This window comes from Geofilum sp. OHC36d9 (genome assembly GCF_052400685.1).
Lineage (GTDB): Bacteria > Bacteroidota > Bacteroidia > Bacteroidales > Marinilabiliaceae > CAZHHH01.
Genome location: NZ_JBQTGJ010000002.1, coordinates 61,579 through 84,250, shown reverse-complemented (window position 1 = coordinate 84,250; position 22,672 = coordinate 61,579). Strand labels below are relative to the sequence as shown.

At 42.1% G+C, this 22,672-nt stretch carries 14 protein-coding genes; 5 read left to right on the top strand and 9 right to left on the bottom strand.

Annotation, left to right across the window (positions count from 1 at the left end; genetic code table 11):
- Positions 1-6: 6 nt before the first annotated feature.
- The 3 genes from pnp to ACT3CD_RS03210 form a co-directional block, all read right to left on the bottom strand.
- Complete coding sequence (gene pnp / locus ACT3CD_RS03220) at positions 7-2,127, bottom strand: polyribonucleotide nucleotidyltransferase (RefSeq protein WP_444642885.1); 2,121 nt, start codon at positions 2,125-2,127, stop codon at positions 7-9.
- 206 nt (positions 2,128-2,333) lie between these two features.
- Entirely contained in the window at positions 2,334-2,603 is a 270-nt protein-coding gene (gene rpsO, locus ACT3CD_RS03215; RefSeq protein WP_444642883.1) for a 30S ribosomal protein S15, read from the bottom strand.
- An 87-nt stretch (positions 2,604-2,690) separates the two neighbouring features.
- Complete coding sequence (locus ACT3CD_RS03210) at positions 2,691-3,284, bottom strand: hypothetical protein (RefSeq protein ID WP_444642882.1); 594 nt, start codon at positions 3,282-3,284, stop codon at positions 2,691-2,693.
- 216 nt (positions 3,285-3,500) lie between these two features.
- Here ACT3CD_RS03210 and ACT3CD_RS03205 point away from each other — a divergent pair, with 216 nt between their 5' ends.
- Positions 3,501-4,184: a TonB-dependent receptor plug domain-containing protein gene (locus tag ACT3CD_RS03205; protein ID WP_444642880.1), complete on the top strand. Its 684-nt coding sequence runs from the start codon at positions 3,501-3,503 to the stop codon at positions 4,182-4,184.
- A 60-nt stretch (positions 4,185-4,244) separates the two neighbouring features.
- Here the strand turns inward: ACT3CD_RS03205 and ACT3CD_RS03200 are convergent, their stop codons facing one another.
- The 6 genes from ACT3CD_RS03200 to ACT3CD_RS03175 all read right to left on the bottom strand — a co-directional run bounded on the left by ACT3CD_RS03200 (position 4,245) and on the right by ACT3CD_RS03175 (position 13,577).
- Entirely contained in the window at positions 4,245-5,609 is a 1,365-nt protein-coding gene (locus ACT3CD_RS03200; RefSeq protein ID WP_444642878.1) for an alpha-amylase family glycosyl hydrolase, read from the bottom strand.
- A 161-nt stretch (positions 5,610-5,770) separates the two neighbouring features.
- Entirely contained in the window at positions 5,771-7,636 is a 1,866-nt protein-coding gene (locus ACT3CD_RS03195; RefSeq protein WP_444642876.1) for a glycoside hydrolase family 13 protein, read from the bottom strand.
- Positions 7,629-9,944, bottom strand: a complete 2,316-nt coding sequence (locus ACT3CD_RS03190) for a family 65 glycosyl hydrolase domain-containing protein (protein WP_444642874.1) — start codon at positions 9,942-9,944, stop codon at positions 7,629-7,631. The genes ACT3CD_RS03195 and ACT3CD_RS03190 overlap by 8 nt, the downstream gene beginning before the upstream one ends.
- Before the next feature lie 14 nt (positions 9,945-9,958).
- Positions 9,959-10,603: a beta-phosphoglucomutase gene (gene pgmB / locus ACT3CD_RS03185; RefSeq protein ID WP_444642872.1), complete on the bottom strand. Its 645-nt coding sequence runs from the start codon at positions 10,601-10,603 to the stop codon at positions 9,959-9,961.
- Positions 10,604-10,617: 14 nt separating this feature from the next.
- Positions 10,618-11,967 (bottom strand): MFS transporter, encoded by a 1,350-nt coding sequence (locus ACT3CD_RS03180; protein ID WP_444642870.1) that lies wholly within the window; start codon positions 11,965-11,967, stop codon positions 10,618-10,620.
- A gap of 596 nt (positions 11,968-12,563) precedes the next feature.
- On the bottom strand, positions 12,564-13,577 hold the full coding sequence (locus ACT3CD_RS03175; RefSeq protein WP_444642868.1) for a LacI family DNA-binding transcriptional regulator: 1,014 nt from the start codon (positions 13,575-13,577) through the stop codon (positions 12,564-12,566).
- Positions 13,578-14,372: 795 nt separating this feature from the next.
- Here ACT3CD_RS03175 and ACT3CD_RS03170 point away from each other — a divergent pair.
- The 4 genes from ACT3CD_RS03170 (at position 14,373) to ACT3CD_RS03155 (ending at position 22,659) form a co-directional block, all read left to right on the top strand.
- Positions 14,373-17,372, top strand: a complete 3,000-nt coding sequence (locus ACT3CD_RS03170) for a SusC/RagA family TonB-linked outer membrane protein (RefSeq protein WP_444642866.1) — start codon at positions 14,373-14,375, stop codon at positions 17,370-17,372.
- Between the two features lie 12 nt (positions 17,373-17,384).
- Entirely contained in the window at positions 17,385-19,010 is a 1,626-nt protein-coding gene (locus tag ACT3CD_RS03165; RefSeq protein ID WP_444642864.1) for a RagB/SusD family nutrient uptake outer membrane protein, read from the top strand.
- A 315-nt stretch (positions 19,011-19,325) separates the two neighbouring features.
- On the top strand, positions 19,326-20,378 hold the full coding sequence (locus ACT3CD_RS03160; protein ID WP_444642862.1) for a SusF/SusE family outer membrane protein: 1,053 nt from the start codon (positions 19,326-19,328) through the stop codon (positions 20,376-20,378).
- Between the two features lie 268 nt (positions 20,379-20,646).
- Entirely contained in the window at positions 20,647-22,659 is a 2,013-nt protein-coding gene (locus ACT3CD_RS03155; protein ID WP_444642860.1) for an alpha-amylase, read from the top strand.
- The last annotated feature ends 13 nt before the right edge of the window (positions 22,660-22,672 follow it).

Here is a 22,672-nt window from a genome sequence, read left to right as displayed (position 1 = left end):
TAATCTTTATTCTTTGGGGAGTAAAACTTTTCTTGAAAGTTTTAGTTTCCCTGATCGTGCATCAATATCGATAAGCTTAACTTCAATCATTTCACCTTCTTTGAGGACATCTTCGGTTTTTTCAACACGTTTCCAATCAATTTCGGAAATGTGAAGCAGACCGTCTTTGCCTGGCAGAATTTCAACAAATGCGCCGAAAGGAACGATTGATTTCACTTTGCCTTTGTATATTTTACCGACTTCAGGAATAGCAACAATCGCATTAACGCGAGCCAATGCATTGTCAATTGCTTCTTTGTTATCGGCAGAAATGTCGACATTTCCGAATTGGCCTTCTTCGGTAATGGTAACAACGGTTCCTGTTGTGGCTTGTATTTCCTGGATGATTTTTCCACCAGGACCAATCACGGCGCCAATCATTTCTTTAGGAATCCGAATGGTTACAATACGAGGTGCGTGAGGTTTGTAATCTTCGCGCGGTTCGCTGATGGTCTCTTTGATTTTACCGAGAATGTGCATCCGGCCTTCTTTGGCCTGATTTAATGCTTTTTCAAGTATCTCGTAAGATAAACCATTCACTTTGATGTCCATTTGTGTGGCGGTAATTCCTTTTTCCGTACCGGTCACTTTAAAGTCCATGTCACCAAGGTGATCTTCATCACCCAATATGTCAGAAAGAACAACGTATTTGTCACTTTTGGTATCGGTAATCAATCCCATGGCAATACCTGAAACGGGACGTTTGATTTTAATACCGGCATCCATTAGTGCCAGAGTCCCGGCGCAAACGGTTGCCATTGATGACGATCCGTTGGATTCCAGAATATCCGAAACCACGCGGATAACATAGGGTGAATTTTCGGGTAGCATGCCTTTTAATGCACGCATAGCCAGGTTTCCGTGACCAATTTCACGACGGCCGGTACCTCGGTATGGTTTGGCATCGCCTGTTGAGAACGGTGGAAAGTTATAGTGCAATAAGAAGCGATCGGTGGAGTGGTTCAGGACATCATCAATGATTTTTTCGTCCATTTTGGTCCCCAGGGTAACAGTGGTTAACGATTGGGTTTCACCGCGGGTAAATATGGCAGATCCATGAGGTCCTGGCAGGCAGTCTACTTCGCTCCAGATAGGACGTATTTCAGTCATCTTACGGCCATCGAGACGGATACTTTCGTCAAGCATTAAACGACGTACGGCTTCTTTCTCAACGTCGTGATAATAACGTTTGATGAGTTCCATCGGGATCTCTGATTCGTCCGTATCAGGGTAATTGGCAGCGATGAATTCGTCGACAACGGCTTTAAAGTCGCTGGAACGTTCGTGTTTATTTGGGTTTGCTTTTTTGGCTACAGCATAAGCTTTGTCATAAGTTCCTTTCCAAACTTTATCACGCAGTTCTTCGTCGTTTTCTTCGTGGCAGTATTCTCTTTTTTCAGTTTTGCCCACTAATTCGGTTAGTTCCATCTGAACTTTACAGTGAACTTTAATTGCTTCGTGAGCTACTTTCATAGCTTCAAGCAGTTCGGCTTCGGATACTTCCGACATTTCACCTTCAACCATCAGGATGTTGTCGAAAGATGCACCAACCATAATGTCGAGGTCTGCTTTGGCTAACTGGGAAGCCGGGGGGTTAACAACGTATTGACCATCAACACGGGCAACGCGAACTTCAGATATGGGACCATTGAATGGGATATCGGACACAGCCATTGCTGCAGAGGCAGCCAGACCTGCCAGCGCATCCGGGGTGCTCTCTTTGTCTGCCGAAATAAGGTTTACAGTAACAAAGGTGTCAGCATGATAATTGTCGGGGAAAAGTGGACGCATGGCTCGGTCGATTAGTCTTGAAACCAAGATCTCATAATCGGATGGCCGGGCTTCCCTTTTTTGAAATCCGCCGGGAAAACGTCCGGCAGCAGCATATTTTTCTTTGTATTCAACCGTTAGAGGCATGAAATCAGTGCCCGGTTTTGCTTCCTGTGCCGATACTACAGTGGCCAGGAGGTAGGTGTTACCCATGCGTACAATGACTGAACCGTCGGCCTGTTTGGCCAGCTTGCCGGTTTCAATCACGATTGACCTTCCATCGCCAAGGTCAATCACTTTTTCAATTGGCTTAATCATATTTTATTCTTATTTATTCTGTCCAAAGATAAAGATAATCTGTGGACCAAAAGCTTTAATAAATCAATAATCATGTGTGTGATTGAATTTTCTGTTGTTTTTTTTGGAAAAATGGCGTTATAGCCTGTTGTGTCAAAAGTGATTCATTTAAACAAAAAAAGGCAACTTCTTTAACGAAGCTGCCTTTTTTGTAAGCCATTTGGTTATTATTTACGGATTCCTAAATCCTTGATAATAGCCCTGTAGCGTTCAATGTCTTTGGCTTTAAGATAATCGAGCAAATGCCGACGTTTTCCTACTAATCGTACCAAAGAGTGTTCTGTGCTATAATCCTTCTTATTTAACTTGAGATGCTCAGTTAAATGCGAAATACGGTGTGAAAATAATGCAATCTGGCTCTCTGGAGAACCAGTATCAGTATTAGACTTTCCGTACTTTGCGAAGATTTCTTTTTTTACTTCTTGATTCAAATACATAACAGTTTGTCTATAATTATTTTGAGCAGCAAAGATAGCTTTTTATATTGGTAAAAAGCAATAGTTCAGATTTGTTTTTTGTGAAAACTACAAACTATTTTTTTTTGCATAATCTTCCATCTCCTGATTGTACGTCTCTTCAAATTTAGAGCGGTCGAAGTCAAGTTGTAATTTACTGTTGTTTGAAATTTGGCGTGAAAGGCCATTTAAAATGTCGTCTTTAGCCACTTCTATGGCTACGAAAGCCCTGTAGCGTTTATTGTCAAGGACACTGGCTTTTTCGCAGGTTACAACAATGTTGTTGAGTGTTTCTTCGGCTACCTCGCGCGTCATATTTTCGAAGGATTGTTCGAACTCGCCGGCGTCGCCTATTTCTCTTTCGTTGGCGTAACGTTCGGTGACGGTTTTAGTGGTCGAGTTAATAAGTGTCGTTAATCGTTGTTTGGCCAAAATAAGTGCTTTTTCTTTGGCCAGTTGAAGGTCTGAGCTAGTCGCCATAGAGGTTGCCCGGAAGAAGTTTTTGTCTGAACGACCGGCATTTTCACATGGCATTTCTTCCAGAATAGTGCCAATTTCATTGTTGCTGGCTGCCTTGGTAACGGCTTTTTTTGATTTGCAACTGCTGAATCCTAAGGATAAAATAAAGACTAATGATAGTCCGATTAAATAATTTGTTTTCATAGTTTTCGGGATTTATTCGTAAAAATTTTAAAATTCAAGTGTGATAATATCAAAAAGTAAGCCAATTTACGAAAATATGTTTTGATGGGTTTTAATTTACTCTGAAAAATAATAGTAATGACGAATAACGTTTTTTAAGATTAACTGTATTTGTGTGCATTTATGATTAACTTGGTCAGTCTTATGTCTGATCCCGGAAACTAAAAATGTTGTTGTATGAAATCTTTTTGTCTTTTATTTATATCGTTTGGGCTTTCTATTACATTTTCGTTAGAGGCTCAAAATAGGGTTGTAAATGGCCGGGTTTTTACATTGGATTCGCTGCCGGTAGCCAATTTCACTGTTGTGGCTCAAAAGAGTGGTGCTACTATAACAACTGATTCGTTGGGCTATTTTAATATCGTAACATTGAACAAAGATGTGCTTGTTTTTGAGGGGAAGGTATTTAGAAATAAAAAAGTAAGAGTTACACCAAAGCTTGACGATACTTTAGTGGTGAAGGTTGATTTTAAGATGACTGAAGAAAATGAGAAGTTAGCTATTGGATATGGTTATGTGAGTAAAGATAATCTGACTAATGCCATCAATCGTCTGGATCGTCGACAACAGGATTTCTGTAGTTATAATAATGTGTTTGATTTAATAAAAGGTCGTTTCCCGGGTGTTCAGGTTAATGCTGGCGGAGCGGAGCCTATGGTTATTATTAGAGGCGTTAGCTCGTTGACGTTATCAAGTTGTGCGTTGTATGTTGTTGATGGCATGGTGGTTAGTTCTATCGGTTCTATCAGCCCGTGCCAGATTAAAGATATCTATGTAATTAAGGATTCAGCAGCTGCTATTTATGGAAGCCGTGGCGCAAACGGAGTGATAATGATTACGACTAAAAATGGTGAAGATTAAAAAAAAGTAAGCCGCCGCTCGAAAACAAACGGCGGCTTGAAAGCACCATTGAAGGAATGGTTACTTATTGCGAACCAAAATCTTGAATTCCCAGGAATCAAGATCGATGTGTTTGATTGGATATTTGTTTGGTGTCTTCATAAAATAGTCGGTGTAACCTGCTTCAATGGAATCGGGGAGACTAATGGAGATGGGAGTTGGTGATAGGTTAAAAATTGCAGTGACGCTGTTTTTTTCTTTTTCTCTCTTAAATGCCACAACCTTATTGGAGTCTGATGTTTGAATTAGTGTGGCATGGCCACCGGCAGTTCCGTTCCATAAGGCTTTATTTCCTTTTTTTAGAGCGATGAGGTTTTTATAAAGATCGGAAGCCGACAGATCGGACCAATTGATGGTGTCTTTATCGAAAAACGACAGTCGTTTATTGAGCCCGGCTTCCTGTCCGTTGTATATAAGCGGACAGCCTTCAACAACAAATGAAAGGGCAGCAAAGGCTTCTGTTGCGTCACCCATTCTTTCTATGGCGCTCCCGTTCCAACTGTTTTCGTCGTGGTTTGAAGTAAATTGTAATGGAAAAGCGCCCAATGGGTAGTTTGCATTCAATGTTTTGAGATAGTTAGCCGCCTCGGCCGCCGTTTTTTTACCCTGTGCAATGTCATTCATGATGTGATGAAAAGCCCAGCCATAGTTGGCATTGAACGCATTGTTCAGGAGGGCTGTTTCGGCTTCGTCTTCGGCAAGCATAAATATGGGTTTAATGCTATCAAGAGAAGCCCTGGCATCTTCCCAGAAATCAACCGGGACCATGCCGGCGACATCGCAACGGAAGCCATCGATATTTGTTTCTTTGACCCAAAAGCACATGGCCTCTTTCATGGCGTTTCGCAGACCGGTCTGTGAATAGTCCAGCTGGGCGACGTCGGTCCAGTCAAAAGGCGCGATTATATTCCCCAGTGAGTCTTTGCGATACCACTGAGGATTGGAAGAGAGCCATTGGTGATCCCATGAAGTATGATTGGCTACCCAGTCGATAATGACTTTCATGCCCATTTGGTGAGCTTTATTAACCAGCGATTTGAAATCGTCCAGCGTTCCGAATTCGGGGTTGACCGCTTTATAGTCGCGTATGGAATAGTAACTGCCCAGCGTGCCTTTGCGGTTTTTTACACCGATGGGATATATGGGCATAAACCAAAGGATGTCAACACCCAATTCTTTTAAGCGGGGCAGGTGTGTTTCAAAGGCTTTAAAGGTGCCGGCATCGGTATACTGCCGGGTGTTTACTTCATAAATAGTTGCTTGCTGAGCCCAGACTGGCATCGGGGTTTTACTTACTTTCGGTTGGTTAGGTCGCTGCTGTGTCGCATTATGGCACGAAAACATTATTATGGCCATTAAAGCGACTGTGATGTTTTTTCTTATCATGGTGTTGATTTTATTTTAGTGTTTGTCTATAAAGTCAACTTCTGCGTTACGCTTGTCATAAAAACAGTCATTTACGAAAAGTAAACTCTTTGATTTTTATGACTTCGCAAGCCTTGAATTTGAACTTTATAGCCAGACTTGCGAGTTTATGGACAGGTACATTATTTTAGTTCGATAATTCGTCCCGATTTGGCGGGGATTGATAGTTGTCCTTTAATGGGGAGCGTCTCTCCCGACAGTACATCCTTGCCGATCTGATATTGGTCCAGTATTTCTGAAAACCGGTTTAATTGCAGGTCGTTGATTGTTTCGTTGTTATTATTGAGTACCACCATAACGGCCTTTTTATCCAGATATCTGAAATAGACATAAATATCATTTTCGGGAATGAAATGCATGGTTTTGCCTTTTTGCAGAACGGGGCTGTTTTTTCGGTAATTCAATATTTTCGTCAGGTAGTTAAATATTTCGTTTTGACGAGTTGTTCGACCTTCGGGTTTAAATGCATCGATGCTGTCGCCTGCCCAACCGCCGGGGTAATCTTGGCGAATATTGGCGTGTCCATCGGCCCCATTTCCGGTCATGAGTATTTCGCTGCCATAATACCATTGAGGAATGCCCCTAACGGTCGCTAAAAAGGTAATGGCCATTTTCATTTTGTTGACATCGTCGCCAAGAAAATGAGCCAGTCGGCCCATGTCGTGGTTTTCGCCGAAAACCACCATGTTGTTTGGATAGGGGTACAGATGGTCGTCAGCCAGAACGTTGTAAAGTCGCATTAAACCGGAACTCCATCCTTCGGATTCGTTAAACGCTTTTCCTATGGCTTCGGCAACGGGGAAGTCCATAAGGCTTTTAAGATGTGAGTTGTACCCGTCTTTGTTTGGGAAGTCCTGTTGCCAGTAGGCCAGTTTGGATGGTTCTCCAATCCATGTTTCTCCCACCACCGTGAAGTTTGGGTATTCTTCATTGAGACGTTTCATCCACTTAGCCATGCCATTTTTGTCGGGATACGGATAAGTATCCATTCGAATACCTTGCAAACCGGAATATTCGATCCACCAAATACTGTTTTGAATAAAATAGTTGAGGACTAACTCATTTTTCAGATTCATATCGGGCATGGTGGTGTCAAACCACCCTTTGGTTGTGAGGTCGAGGTCGGCTTGCGAGGCATAGGGATCTGAAACTGTGCTTAACCGATAGTTTGAACGTGTGAATTCAGGATGTTGATTGATCCAGTCTTTTGCCGGGAGGTCGGCCATCCACCAATGCTCACTGCCACAGTGATTAAACACCATGTCCATGATCATTTTAATACCTTTGCTTTTTGCCATATCCACCAGTTTTCTAAAATCTTCGTTGGATCCCAGACGACGGTCGATATTGTAATAATCGGTGATGGCATAGCCGTGATAAGAGGATTGCGGCTGGTCGTTTTCCAGTACCGGGTTAAGCCATAAGGCTGTAAAACCCATGCCGGCGATGAAGTCCAGATGATCTTCAATGCCTTTGAGGTCACCTCCATGCCGGCCATAAGGCGCATTGCGGCTGGCCGTTTCTTTCATGCCAATAATGTCGTCGTTATCGGGATTGCCATTGGCGAAGCGATCGGGCATGATAAGGTAGATGGCATCGCTCTGATCAAAACCCTGGCGAAGGGCTGAGTTTTTTTGTCGCTCATTTAGTTGCCATATAAAGGAAGCAGTGACCGCTTTTCCATCTTTGAGTTTAATTTGGACGCTTCCGGCTTTCGCCATAGGGTCGATTATTAAATCCAAAAACAGATAATTTGGATTGCCGGTTGAAATGATTTGTTGGATAGAAACGCCGGGATAGTTGATTTCAGGTCGTAGACTGCTGATGTTATCGCCATGAATCATGACCTGTACTTTGGGGTTTTTAAAACCAATCCACCAGGACGCCGGTTCAACATGATAAATTTTTTCCGCAGACAGTCTGCCCGGTGCTATGGTTAGTATGCCGGTCAGAACTATAATGAGAAGTGTTTTTAGTTTGTTATTCATAATAGCCTGGATTTAATGGAACAGAGATTTGAGAAGCCGCTTTTATCGATACTTTTTTGCCATAAAGATAAAGTTCTACTGTTTTATTGGCGTGAGAAATTATTTGCACTTCTTTCTGGTCGATATTTATTTCCAAATGGTTGTTGCGAAAGGTTATTTTGAAGCTGTAGGCCTCCCATTGGGCAGGAATAATTGGATTGAAATGAAGTTGTCCGTCCTGGATTCGTTTACCGCCAAATCCTTCCACAATCGACATCCATGTGCCGGCCATGCTTGTGATGTGAAGGCCTTCGTGCACCTCGTTGTTGTAGTCGTCGAGGTCTAAACGGCTGGTTCGCAGGTACATTTCGTAGGCCTTGGCCGGCTTGCCAATGCGGGCAGCGAGAATGGCATGCACACAGGGCGATAGCGATGATTCGTGAACGGTGCGTGGTTCGTAGAATTCGAAATGGCGGCGAATGGTATTGGTGTCATATTCATCTTCGAAGAGGAAAATGCCTTGCAGGGTGTCGGCCTGCTTGATAAAGCAGGAACGCAATATGCGATCCCACGACCAGTGCTGGTTGATGGGACGTATTTCTTTTGGCAGATCGGCTGCCAGAATTTGTTCCTTATCCATGTAACCGTCCTGTTGCATAACGATGTTTAGCTCAGTATTAAATGCGAAGTACATCTTGTCAGCCACCTCTTTCCATTTAGAGGTTTCGACCGTCACGTCGAGATTGGTTTTCTCAAGAATTACTTTTAGACGGTTGGGATTCAGGTTTTTAACGGTTTTTAATGCTTTGATGGCGTAGTTAAGACACCACACCGCTAATTTGTTGGTGTACCAGTTGTTGTTGATGTTGTTCTCGTATTCGTTGGGGCCGGTTACGCCAAGAATGACATACTTCTTTTTTTCTTCCGACCATGTGGCGCGTTGTGCCCAAAAGCGGGCTATGCCAATCAGTACTTCAAGTCCGTATTCTTCCAGGTATTGCTCGTCGCCGGTATGACGAATATAATTGTAGATAGCAAAAGCGATGGCACCGTTGCGATGTATCTCTTCAAAGGTTATTTCCCATTCGTTGTGGCATTCTTCGCCATTAATGGTGACCATGGGATATAGCGCTGCACCGCCTGAGAATCCTAGTTTTTCGGCATTCTCGATGGCTTTTTGAAGATGCTTGTAGCGGTATATCAGCAGGTTGCGGGTGACGTGTTGTGGCGCGGTCGACAGGAAAAAGGGGATGCAGTATGCTTCGGTGTCCCAATAGGTTGTGCCGCCGTATTTTTCGCCGGTGAACCCTTTGGGACCGACATTCAGCCGCTCGTCATCGCCGGTATAGGTTTGGTTGAGCTGAAAAATATTGAAACGGATTCCCTGTTGCGCTTCGGTGTCGCCTTTGATTTTTATGTCGCTGTATTCCCAGATCGCTCCCCATTTATCGATGTGTGCCTGTAACATTTTATCGAAACCGGCGGTGCGGGCTATCAACGCTTTTTCAGCTGCTTTTTTTACCAATACATCAGGTTGATGATTGAGCGAGCTGGTGATGCCTACATATTTTTCGAACTGGACGGTTTCTCCCTGCACGGCATTTACCTCAATTCTGTTGTTTACCAGAATATTATTTTTTGATGAGGTAACATTGATGTTTTTTGTGTTAATGTTCCATTGCATCGCAAATGCGACTCTGAAATCGAGCTTTTTGGTTTGTGACAACAGGGTTGCCTCACCATTGGCGCTATGCGTTTCAAGGATGTTCCAGAATGTTTCGTCGTAGTTTGAATCTTCATTTTCAACATCCCCATCGATGTATGGCTCGAAAGTAATGTTTCCGCTAAAATTAAGCGGAGTAATTGAATATCTGATGCAGGCACATTCGGTCTGGGCCATACTCAGAAATCGTTGGGTTTCAACTTTTATCTGGTTGCCATTGTTTAGGGTCGCTATAAAGGTACGCGACAACACCCCTTTGTGCATGTCGAGTATTCGCACAAATTGGTCGGTCTTACATTTGAATAAGTCCAGCGGTTCGTTTTCTATCTCTATGTCAATACCAACCCAGTTGGGTGCATTTAAAACTTTGGCAAAATATTCCGGATAGCCATTTTTCCACCATCCAACACGTGTTTTGTCGGGATAATATACGCCGGCAATATAATTGCCCTGTAATGAGTGTCCTGAATATCGTTCTTCAAAGTTAGCCCTTTGACCCATGTGGCCATTTCCCAGGCTGAAGATACTCTCTGACGCTTTGTGGAAAGCGGGGTCAAAGCCATCTTCGATAATTTTCCACGCGTCGGGTTTTATATATTTTCTCATATAAATGTCAATTATTATAGGTTGTAAAGATGTTGGATGTTCATCTGATGCAAGCCGTCAATTACAAAATTGGCTTTATTGAGTGTTTTGGGGTTGCCAATGCCCACGCATTTCATTCCGGCAGCCAGAGCGGCTTCAATACCTGCTTCAGCATCTTCAAATACAACACAATTTGTTGGTGAAATGCCCAGGGCTTCAGCGCCTTTTAAGAATACTTCGGGGTCGGGTTTGGCTTTTGACGTTTTGGTGCCATCAATTATAACATCGAACAGCTGGGTGAGCTGTAGCCTCGATAAAATTGTCATGGCATTTTTGCTGGCAGAGCCCAGAGCTGTGGCAATTTTATTGTCGCGGCATTCTTTAAGAAATGCCGCTGCGCCGGGAAGAATTTCATCCGGTGTCATTTTAAGGATGTAAGAGCGGTAATTCTCATTTTTTTTCGCTGCCAGGCGTTCTTTTTCCTGCGGTGTCTTATTGATGTGCCCGATCTCCAGAAGAATGTCAAGCGAGGCCATCCGGCTGACGCCTTTTAAGCGCTCATTATCTTTTTCAGTAAAATCGAAGTTCATCTCGTGGGCCAAATCTTTCCAGGCTATGTAGTGGTATTTGGCTGTATCAACAATTACCCCGTCGAGGTCGAATATACATGCTTTAATCATAAGGATTTTTGTATTTAGTAGTTAGAACGCTCGGTTTTATCCTGAACAAACACAACTGAGATGGCTGCTATAAGAAGACTTACAGCGGCAATGATGAGGGCGTAGATGGCCTGGGAGTCGAAGACTCTTTTCACTATTGGACCACCAAAAATACCGTTTACAATCTGCGGCGCTGTGATGAAGAAATTAAACAAACCCATGTAAATACCCATTTTGGCTGCGGGCAATGAACCAGCCAGCATGGCATAAGGCATCGACAAAATGCTGGCCCATGCAATACCTATGGCAATCATTGGCAGTATGAGCATTGTGGGGTTGCTGATGAAATAGATGGAAAACAGCCCGATGGCACCGATGGCCAATGACAAGGCATGTGTTCCCTTGCGACTGATGCGTTTGGATAAAGCCGGAAGTGCAAAGGCGAAAATAGCAGCTACCCCATTGTATATGCCAAAGAGGATGCCTACCCAGTTGGCGGCATCATTGTATATTTCAGAAGAGGTATCATTGGCCGGTAAATGATAGACGTGCTGTGCTATGGCCGGCGTCGTGAAGACCCACATACCGAATAGAGCCAACCACGAAAAAAACTGAACCAGTCCCAGTTGTTTCATTGTTTTGGGCATGGCTTTAAAATCCTGAGCTATCTGAATCAGGCCCGATGTTTTCTTTGTGGTTTTCTTTTCCTGTGGTGAGAGACCAAATTCCTTTAGTTGAGCCGGGGAGTATTCTTTGGTTGAGACGACGGTCCAGATGATGGCTGCCAATAAAACGAATGCGCCAATGTAAAATGAAATGATGACATTGGGGGGAACTTCGCCGGGTGCTGCTGTTTTAGAGACGCCCATCCATTCAGCCAATACGTATGTTAACCATGAGCCGGCTACCGCGCCAATGCCTATGAGTGTGGTTTGAATTGAGAAGCCCCGGGTACGCTGTTCGTCGGGTAGCTTATCGGCAACCAGAGCTCTGAATGGTTCCATGGATATGTTGATGGACGCATCCATAATCATTAACATGCCGGCCCCCACAAACATTGGAGGTATGAATGCTGCAAGGGCGCCTGAGTTAGGCATGAAAATAAGTGCCAGAGCCGTGAAGATCGCCCCAAATAAAAAGTAGGGACGTCGACGTCCAAAACGGTTCCATGTCCGGTCGCTGTAATGACCCACAATGGGTTGAATAATCATACCTGTGATGGGAGCGGCCAGCCAGAACCAGGATAGGTGCTCAACATCGGCGCCGAAAGTTTGTAGTATCCTGCTGGCATTGGCATTTTGTAGCGCAAACCCAAACTGAATGCCTAAAAACCCAATGCTCATATTCCAGATCTGTCCTGTTGATAATCGCGGTAACTTCTTCATTTTCCTTGTTATTTATTCGCGCTGGCGATCAACCATTCCTTCAATATTAATCGCAGTGACGAGCGTAAAAGTGAGAGGTGTTTTAAAATTTAATTTCGTGTTATATAGTTTGTTACAAATAAACAAAAAACAGTTGCTTAAAGCTTAATGACTTGTGTTAATAATTAACTTAGTGTCAGCAAGAAAACGTCACATTCTCTGTTACTCTCGCTTTCAAAATGACCATTTACATCAGTGAACTCACATTTTTCAAGCTTCGAAAGCCTCAAAAATGAAGCGTTCATATTTGTGACTGGAGTTTTCGGGCAACCACTAATTTGTGAATGAAGTTATTACAGAATACCCGATAGCGGTTCCTAAAACCTGGGTAATATAAAAGCAGGAAGCTTAATAAAGTATGTTTTGATTGTAGTTACGGTTACAAATATAAAACAAAAGCGATGTCGTGTGAAAGGTTTGTTCGCATAACTTTCACGCGTAAGTTCTCTCTTTTTTGTGATTGCCTTATTGCAAACGTTTGCGGTTGGTTGTGTTAAATAATCATTTAGATTTATTTAATTCCGGTGTTTATTCTGCAATCGTTTGCATTGCCCTGTTTATTTTGTGGAGTTGCGTTTTTGCAGTGTGGGGGTAATAATTTTTGTTTGGTAGTTTATAAGTGCGTTGGGATTTTCGAGCCGTTGAATGAGAAGCCGAACGGCCTCGCGGCCCATTTCATATCCTTTTTGTTCAACGGTGGTTAATGTCGGCGTCGTGATGGTGGCGTTAGGTCCGTCGCCAAAGCCAACGACACTTATTTGTTCCGGTACTTTAAAGCCGTTCTCCTGTAAAATTTGCATGGCCGCGATGGCCGTACTGTCGTTTACGGCGAAGAGACCGTCGATATGAGGGGCCAGCGCAAGAATGTGTTGACGCATACTGTAGACCTCTTCACGGGTATCGCATTTCAAAACAAGGTCTTCGTTTACCTCTATATTGTTATTGCGTAATGCCTGACAGTAGCCTAAGTAACGGTTTTTCCCGATTAGCAGGTGACGCGATGCCGAAAGGTGAAGGATGTTTTTAGCGCCGGTGTCTATTAAATGAGTGGTTGCTATGCGGGCACCTTCAAAGTCATCAAATATGACTCTGTCACTTTCAATTTGGTCGCATATCCTGTCGAAGAAAACAATGGGCGTTCCATCGTCAATGACATTCCTGAAATGCGTAAAGTCTTTTGTGGTTTTACTCATTGAAACCAAAAGACCGTCCACTCTTAAATCCATCAGCGCCTGTATGTTCGTTACTTCTCGCAGGTAGTTTTCGTTGGATTGGCAAATCATGACATGGTAACCTTCGCCATAGGCGACATCTTCCATGCCGCTGATAACAGATGAGAAGAAATGGTGTACAATTTCCGGAATGATTAATCCCAAAGTGTTTGTTTTTTGTTTGCGCAGGCTTAAGGCAAGTGCGTTGGGGCGATAATTAACTTTTTCGGCAAATACTTTTACCAGATTACGGGTCTCTTCGCTGATGTCAGGATGATCTTTTAGGGCTCTCGATACGGTTGAGGCTGAGATGCCTAATATTTTGGCTATGTCCTTGATCGTTATATGCGATGATTTCATCCGTAAATAATTTATTTGTATTGACGTCTATATCGTGTTTGTCTATAAAGTCAACTTCTGCGTTATGCCTGTCATAAAAACAGTCATTTACGAAAAGTAAACTGACTTCGTCTTCTTCCTCCTTGTAAAGCATAGTCAAAGCAATCTTGCCATAAATTCGCAATAACAGCTTTGCTTCTGCCTTTACTTCGTTCGTCAGTCCCTTGATTTTTATGACTTCGCAAGCCTTGAATTTGAACTTTATATTTCAAACACTTAGTTTATGGACAGACTCTATATATTCACTTTGGTCTCTGACTCAAATATATTTTTTGTGTTGCGATGCTTCATGATTTTAACGAAATGCTAAAAATAGTGAAAATAGTGTCTTTATCTATCTGTTCGGGTTTTCATTTTTGCCCTTTTATATAATTCTCTGATAGAATGATTGCGGTATGTGAAACTTGTGCTTTGATTATTAGGTTTGTAGTTGTGTTGGTGTTAATCAATTGACTTTTGTTAATAAAATGTCAAAATATGTTTTACAACATACGTAAATTGATGCAAACGTTCTCGCAATCGAAACCGCAAACGTTTGCGGAAATGTATTTGTAAAAATCTGGTTATCAGAGTTAAATAATGTTTATAAGATGTTTTTTTTGATGTATTTTTGTACGGTGAAGTTAGGAATGACAGATTGAAAGCAGGTGGCTTAAATGTTTTGTTTTTGATTGAAGTTACACTAAGATTTAAAGACCTGTTTCCAACGGGGAATGAGCTTTATCGATTTTAATTTCATTAACTAAATCAATTTTTATGAAAAAGATGTTTCATGGACAGCGAGTCCTGTTGCTTTTTTTGAGTTTACTTCTCCCGTTAGGGGTGTTTGCTCAGGAAGTAACTGTATCTGGAAAAGTAACCGATGCCACCGATGGCATAGGCTTGCCCGGTGTAACCGTGTTGATTGAGGGGACGCAAAACGGAACTATTACGACTCCGACAGGCGACTACACTCTTCGCGCACGGAAAGGTGATGTTCTTGTTTTTTCATTTATAGGTTATTTAAATACGAAGGTTATAATAGGTGACGATGCAACCATTGATGTTGCCATGAGTGCTAATTTGGTCGATTTGGACGAGGTGGTTGTCATTGGATATGGAACCGTTAAAAAAACAGATTTAACAGGTTCTGTAACCGCGATTGATGCTACTAAACTAAACAAGGGGCTGGCAACATCACCATCCGACCTTATTGCAGGTAAAATTGCAGGGGTTAGCGTAGTCAGTGACGGGGGAGCACCGGGTTCTGCCTCGACGATACGAATTCGTGGTGGTTCTTCTATGTCAGCCAGTAACGATCCGTTAATTGTGATTGATGGTGTGCCTGTTGACAATGCTTCAGGAATAAATGGATTGTCAAATCCTTTGAGTACTATTCACTCCAATGATATTGAGACATTTACTGTTTTGAAAGATGCATCTGCTACGGCAATTTATGGTTCCAGAGCTTCCAATGGTGTGATTATCATTACAACCAAAAAGGGCGCAGAAGGGGATTTGAAATTTTCTTACGACGGAAGTTTTTCGGTTAGTACAACAACTGGAAATGTGGATGTAATGAGTGCGGATACTTTCAGAGATTATGTTACCGGTATTTATGGGACCGGAAGTGATCAGTTTAATGCACTTGGAACTTCAAAAACCGATTGGCAGGACGAAATATTTCAGACGGCTTTGAGTACCGACCATAACTTTAGTATGTCCGGGGCAATGAATAAAATGCCTTTTCGCGTTTCAATAGGTTACACTAAAGAAGAAGGGGTTTTGAAAACTTCAGAGTTGGAACGAACCACGGCATCCATCAACGTGAATCCTACTTTTTTTGACGACCGTCTTAGCGTTCAACTGAATGCCAAGGGAAGTTATAATACCAATCGCTTTGCCGATCAGGGCGCCATTGGCTCTGCTACACAGTTTGATCCTACGCAGCCTGTTTATGCCGAATCACTCTACGGTAATGGCTATTATATGTCATTAAAACCCAGTGACGGAACGCCTATTGATATCGGCCTGGCCAATCCCGTTGCTATTTTGGATCAAAAACACGACGAGTCAACGGTTTATAGAAGCATTGGTAATGCCCAGATTGACTATAAATTCAGAACTCTTCCAGGATTACGTGCCAATTTAAACCTCGGTTATGATGTGTCTAAAAGCGATGGAGACGTAATGATTGAAGATAATTCTCCAATGAGTTGGGTTTGGGGTAACTACAAGTCCGGCTGGGGTGATAATCGCAGTTATTCGCAAACCAAGCGTAATACTCTTTTGGATTTTTATTTGAATTATACAAAGGATTTGAATCAACATCATTTTGATGCGATGGCCGGTTACTCCTGGCAAAAGTTTTATAATGAATCTGAGAATGTATACCCTTATTCATCAGAGATGGCTGAATCGACAGGTGATGAATTTTATAAGGATAGTGACGACTACTCTTCTGAAGCTTATATTGTTTCTCTCTTTGGACGATTGAATTATAGTTTTAAAAATAAGTATCTGTTAACTTTTACTTTGCGTAACGACGGTTCTTCCAGATTTAGCCCCGATAACCAGTGGGGATTATTTCCCTCGGTGGCTTTGGCATGGAAAGTTAGTAACGAGTCTTTTATGCAAAATTCGTCGGTACTTACTGATTTGAAGTTTAGGCTGGGATATGGTGTTACCGGACAACAAAGTCTGGGACAGGGAGATTACCCCTGGATGGCGAGATATAGTTACAGTTCTGCCGGAGCCAATTACTATTTTGGCGATACCAAAGTTGCGCTGATTCGTCCGGTGGCTTACGATGAAAATCTTAAATGGGAAGAAACCACAACCTATAATGCCGGGATTGATTACGGTTTCCTGGGAAATCGGATTAATGGTGCACTGGATTTTTATTACAGGCAAACAAACGATTTGTTAAATACTGTAGCAATTGCCGCAGGAACCAATTTTAGCAATGAATTGCTAACCAATATTGGAGAACTGACCAATAAAGGGGTCGAATTTACTGTTACTGGTAAACCGTTGGTAAGACATGATCTTAAGTGGAATTTAAGCTACAATATTTCTTACAATAAAAATGAAATTACAAAATTGACCATTAATGATGACCCGAGTTATGTAGGTGTTATTCATGGTGGAATTGATGGCGGTACAGGGACTAATATTTTGATTCATAGTGTTAATCATCCTGCCGGGTCGTTTTATGTTTTCGAGCAGGTTTACGACACTTCAGGTAAGCCTGTGGAAGGTGTTTATGTGGACCAAAATGAGGATGGTTCAATCACCGAAAGTGATTTAATTCAGTATAAAAAAGCATCACCGGATGTGTTTATGGGGCTGTCTTCCCAGCTTTTATATAAAAATTGGGATTTTAATTTCTCGTTACGCGCCAGTCTTGGAAATTATGCTTACAATAATGTTCAATCTAACCGGGAAGCACAATCCGGGATTTATGATCCGTCGGGTTACCTGAAAAATAAGCTAAACAGCGCTATTTCAACGAACTTTCAGGAGGTGCGTTTCCGTTCAAGCTACTATGTACAGGATGCTTCTTTCCTGAAGATGGATAATATTTCTTTGGGATATACTTTTAATCATCTGGGTCTTTCGGATAATCAGCGGGCAAGGGTTTACTGCACCGTTCAGAACCCGTTTGTAATAACTGATTATGATGGGCTTGATCCTGAATTTAGTAACGATGGTATTGATAACAATATTTATCCTCACCCTCGTATTTATATTATTGGTTTAAGTCTTAATTTTTAATTTGAAATAAATATGAAAGCACTTAAATATAAATTTTCAATTCTTCTATTGTCAATGGGGTTAATGATGGGGTCAGAGGCCTGTATGGACGATTTGGATACCATTCCTATCGATGATGAAGAGCTCGTGTCGGATGTAGTTTTTGGCAGCGATTTGGGCGCCTACACGTCAAGTCTCGCTAAAATTTATGCGGGTTTGGCCATTAGTGGTAACAGTGGTGGTGATGGCGATGCTGATGTTGCAGGGGTTGATGGCGGAAGTCAGGCTTCCTTTCTTAGAGGTCTCTGGAATCTGCAACAATTGCCTACCGATGAGACGCATTGCTGCTGGGGCGATGCCGGTATTCCCGATCTTAATTACATCACATGGGGCTCCGGTAATGTATTTATTAAAGGTTTTTACTATCGGTTGTATTATCAGATTAATTTGGCAAATGCCTTTTTGAGAGAGACGACAGATGGAAAGCTTTCTTCCCGCGGTGTGGATGAAGCGACAAAAGCAGAGATTGTTACTTATCGTGCAGAAGCGCGTTTTCATAGGGCTCTGGCATACTTCTATTTGTTAGACATGTTTAGAAATGTTCCATTTGTTACGGAAGAAAGCCCCGTTGGCAGTACGCCTCCCGATCAAAAATCGGCTGAGTACATTTTTGATTATATTGAAAGTGAACTGATTGATTGTGAATCTGATCTTTTGGATCCATTTGTGGGGTACGACAGCGAGAAGTATGGTCATGCTAACAAAGCTGCTGCATGGGCCCTGTTGTCTCGTTTGTATCTGAATGCTGAGATTTATACCGGGGTAGACAGATATACCGATTGTATCACTTATAGTAACAAGGTGCTGGACGAGGGTTATATTCTGGATCCGGTGTATGCAAATGTGTTTAAAGCAGATAACTACACTTCAACGGAAATGATATTTCCCATCCGATATGAAGGTGAAGAAACTCAAACCTGGGGCGGGATGACTTTTTTACTTAGCGCTGGTGAGCCTTCTGATATGCAGGCCGAAGTGAACGCTGTGGGTGCATGGCAGGGTGTTAGAGCACGTTCGGCTTTGTTGACGACATTCGAAGCAGAAGACAACCATACGCTGGATGCTCGTTTTTCAATGGTACGTGTGGATAAAACCGCAAATTATGAGATTGAGACGCCTTCGCTTTATACCGATAATGGTATTCCGGTTGTAAAATATTATAATGTTAATAGCGATGGATCTCTTCCGGCCAGTAACATTGCCTATAATGACTTTCCTTTATTCCGTTTGGGCGAGATTTATTTGAATTATGCTGAGGCTGTTTTGCGCGGTGGAACAGGAGGTAGCACAGCTACTGCTCTGCAATTGATTAACGAGTTGCGCGAAAGGGCATATAGCGATGCCGGTTTGTCTAAAATTTCGCAAAGCGACTTGACTTTGGATTTCATTTTTGATGAACGGGGGCGTGAATTCTTTTATGAGGCTCAGCGCCGTACCGACATGATTCGGTTCGAAAAATTTACGGGTTCATCTTATGTCTGGGTTTGGAAAGGAGGCACTGCGAACGGCCGGTCTGTCAGTAGTCATTTCTCCGTGTATCCGATTCCGGCTGATGATATTGGAGCCAATTTGAATTTGACTCAAAATGATGGTTATTAATATCTTTTGTTAAGAAATAGTTTAAAATGCAAGCTCTTGATACGACCCCGGTAAAAGTTTGATTTCTCTTTTTGTCGGAACGTTTTTCATAGAGTATTTAAACATCAGATACAGGTATGTGAAACGACCATGATCAAAGATTTAGCTTCGGAGCTCTTTAATTCTCTCATACGGATATTTTTATTCATGGGAGTTTCACTCGGCCTTAACAAACAAATTTTAAACACATGAAACGAGCATGAGAGTACTCTCTCACACAGGTGAATGATTATTCCGGCGAGTTCCATGTGACCTTAATAAACAAAATATAATCACATGAAAAATTCGAAAATATTATTGCCACTTCTTTGCATTCCTCTATTTTGGGGATGCGAAGATGAAAGCAAGGTGACAATGAACGATGAGGTGATAGCCCCTGTGTTAGCTTCATTAGATGGTCAGGATTACGTGATTTCTGAAACGACCGATTTGACTGATACGGTCGCAATGTGGTCATGGGAGTTAGCCGATTATGGCTTCAATGCGGCGGTTAATTATTCAGTAGAGGTGGATACGGATCCTCTTTTTAGTTCACCGGTTGAGCTGACTTCATCCACTGATAGTTTTGCCGTGATAACTGCGGCGGCATTGAATAGCGCCGCCTTAAATTATATTACAAGTTCAGAAGAACTGACATTTGTCGTTAGGCTGAAGACTACTATCAATTTTATTGATTTTGAAAGTGTTGTAGAGCCTGTTTATTCCAATGTGATGAGTTATACCTTTACAGGTTTCTATGCCCAACCGGAATATCCTTCTGCTATGTATATGATTGGAACAGATTTCGGTAACTGGGATTGGGGTTCCGATGGAATTGCCGATATGATACCAGTAAACGGCGTGGATGGTGCGTTTTGGTGTATTCGGTATTTCAATGCTGCCAATGGGTTTAAATGGAGTCCGGTGAAAGGATGGGGCGAAGATTTCTTTGAGCTGGACGATTCTGAGGGTTACACCGTCGCTGATGGTAACGCTTTTGTGCCGGCTGATGGGTTATATGTCGTTTATATGGACATGCAGCTTGGTAAGATCACCATTGAGCAGGCTTCTGTTTATGGCATGGGCGATTGCTTTGGCGGTTGGGGAGCAGGTGATTATCCCTTTACTATTGCGGGTGATAAGATGACCATTACAACCACCGGAAGTGGTGAATTGAGAATGTATGCCGGAGCATCAGTTGCAACGAGTGATTGGTGGACAAGAGAATTTATTATTCTTGATGGAAAGTTGGAATATCGCGGCACTGGCGATGATCAGGAACGTGTTAATGTGAATGCCGGTAGCGTTATTACGCTCGATTTTAATGCCGGAACAGGCACAATAGAATAATTATCCGGTTGTATTTTTAAGGGCGTCCTGCTATTTTGCGGATGCCCTTATTTTATAATATCCCAATAAGTAAGTGCATGGCCATAAAGCCTGGCGTTTGAGCCATAAAGCTTAAAATAAAGATTTCCGCAGTTAGAAGAATGTGTGTTTACTTTGGTTTATGATCATTTTGAGCGCAAGTATAAGGCAGAAGTTGTTTTTTTAAGCACGAATCACGACCTGTCCATACAGTCAGGAGTTTTGAATTGACAGGAAGAACTCTAAACAGATGAAGATAGTTCTATTTTTTATTACGGTGTTCAATATCTTTTGCATGCCATTACATGCTCAAAATGATGTAATGATGCAGGCTTTTTATTGGGATATTCCTGTCGATAGTCAAAATAGAAATGGTGTTTGGTGGAGCAATTTGGCATCCAAGGCCGATGAGTGGAAATTATTGGGAATTACTGGGTTATGGGTGCCTCCGCCATCCAAAGGTAATTGGGGCATTATTGATAATGGATACGGGGTTTACGATCATTATGATTTGGGTAATTATTTTCAGAAAGGATGTGTTGAGACTCGATTTGGTAGCAAAAGTGAACTATTGAACATGTTGTCGTCTATGCAACCACAAATAGAGGTATATGTTGATGTGGTGTTGAATCATATTTATGCCGATCGGGAAAGTCAGGAAGCGAATCCTGCTGTTAGAGACTACGTGTATCGTGCGGCACTTCACGATGAATTGATCCCTTTTGAAACGAATGCCGTTGACTGGGTTATTCCCAATGCTATACCCGGGACATATAAAATCAGGATTAAAGGTTATGGGGTTAATCATTCAGAGGCGCGTTCTGAGCTGGGGTATCGTATGTATATCAACCATGCCGAGGCAGGTAATAATAAAGCTTATTGGGAAGTGGAGCCCAATGATGACCTTTATACGCCCAATGAAATTCCGTTTTCTGTTAATACTATAAATGGTTTTATTGATACAAAGAATGATGAGGATGTTTATTTGTTATGTGTTGAGCAGACAGCTGATTTGAAAATTCATTTGGAGGCCCGTAAAATGGTAGCCGATTCATGGCAAATTGCCGATCAGAAAAATGGCTATTACCCTTCGGCGGTTTTTTATGGCGATAAGGACATCACCAATCAAATAGTGGCGATGACAAATACCGGTATCAGTTACGTAAAGAAACCGGAGACAGAACCAAATTTTTCGTGGAACTATACACATTTTCATCCTTCCACAGGAGATGATAGTTTGGGTTATTACGTTACTGATGGCGTAATGAGTAATACCATTTTGTTTGGAAATGATTTTGATACCTATAATGCCGAGGTTCAGGACAGACTAAAGAATTGGGGGCGGTGGCTGATTGATTCAATTGGGTTTGATGGTGTTAGGCTGGATTTTGTACGTGGCTATCAACCCGCATTTGCTATTGATTGGATAAAGAATCTACCGCGTAAGAATAATACACCCCGATTTGTTGTTGCCGAATATTGGGGTAACGAAAAGGCAATTAAAAATTGGGCTGACACGGTAAACAATGCAGGCGCTTCAGTTGCGGTATTTGATTTTCCGCTAAAAGAAATTTTAACATCGATGTGCAATAATGCCGAATTTGACATGCGACAGCTTAACCACGCGGGTTTGATTAGAAATGATGCAGGCAGTGGTTTGTCGCCTGAGCAAGTCGTTACGTTTGTTGAAAATCATGATACCGGAAAGGAACATGATAAATGGATTACTCAAAATCACCAATTGGCTTACGCTTATATTTTGACGCATGAAGGTCGCCCTTGTCTGTTTTATCCTCATTTATATTCTGTTAATCAGTTGGATTATCAAAATGAGGCCTATCAGACCAAAGCCGATTCGTCGCTTTATGAAACGATTAAATTTTTGATTTACGCACGAAGAATTTTTTTGGGTGGAAAGCTGGAAGTTCTCACTGAGATTGGAGATCCTCAACCTTTGGTTAATACGAAACACATGTATATTGTTCGCCGTTCGGGGAATAAATATACCAGTGGTGCCATCATTGTTTTAAATAATCATCCAACGGATGAGAAAATGATCAGCATTGACGTTTCTCCTCAAGGTTTTGACGATTGGAGCGGTAAGAAGCTTACCAATCTTAAAACTGGTGAAATTTTGAATGTTGGAACCGATGGAAGAGCTTTATTTTCTCAGCCGCCACTCAGTTTCTCAATTTGGGTTTTATCCCTTGAATTGAAAGATAATATGGCCCGATCTCTTTTTAGTGGAATTAAAACTGATTAAGTCGTAGCTATAT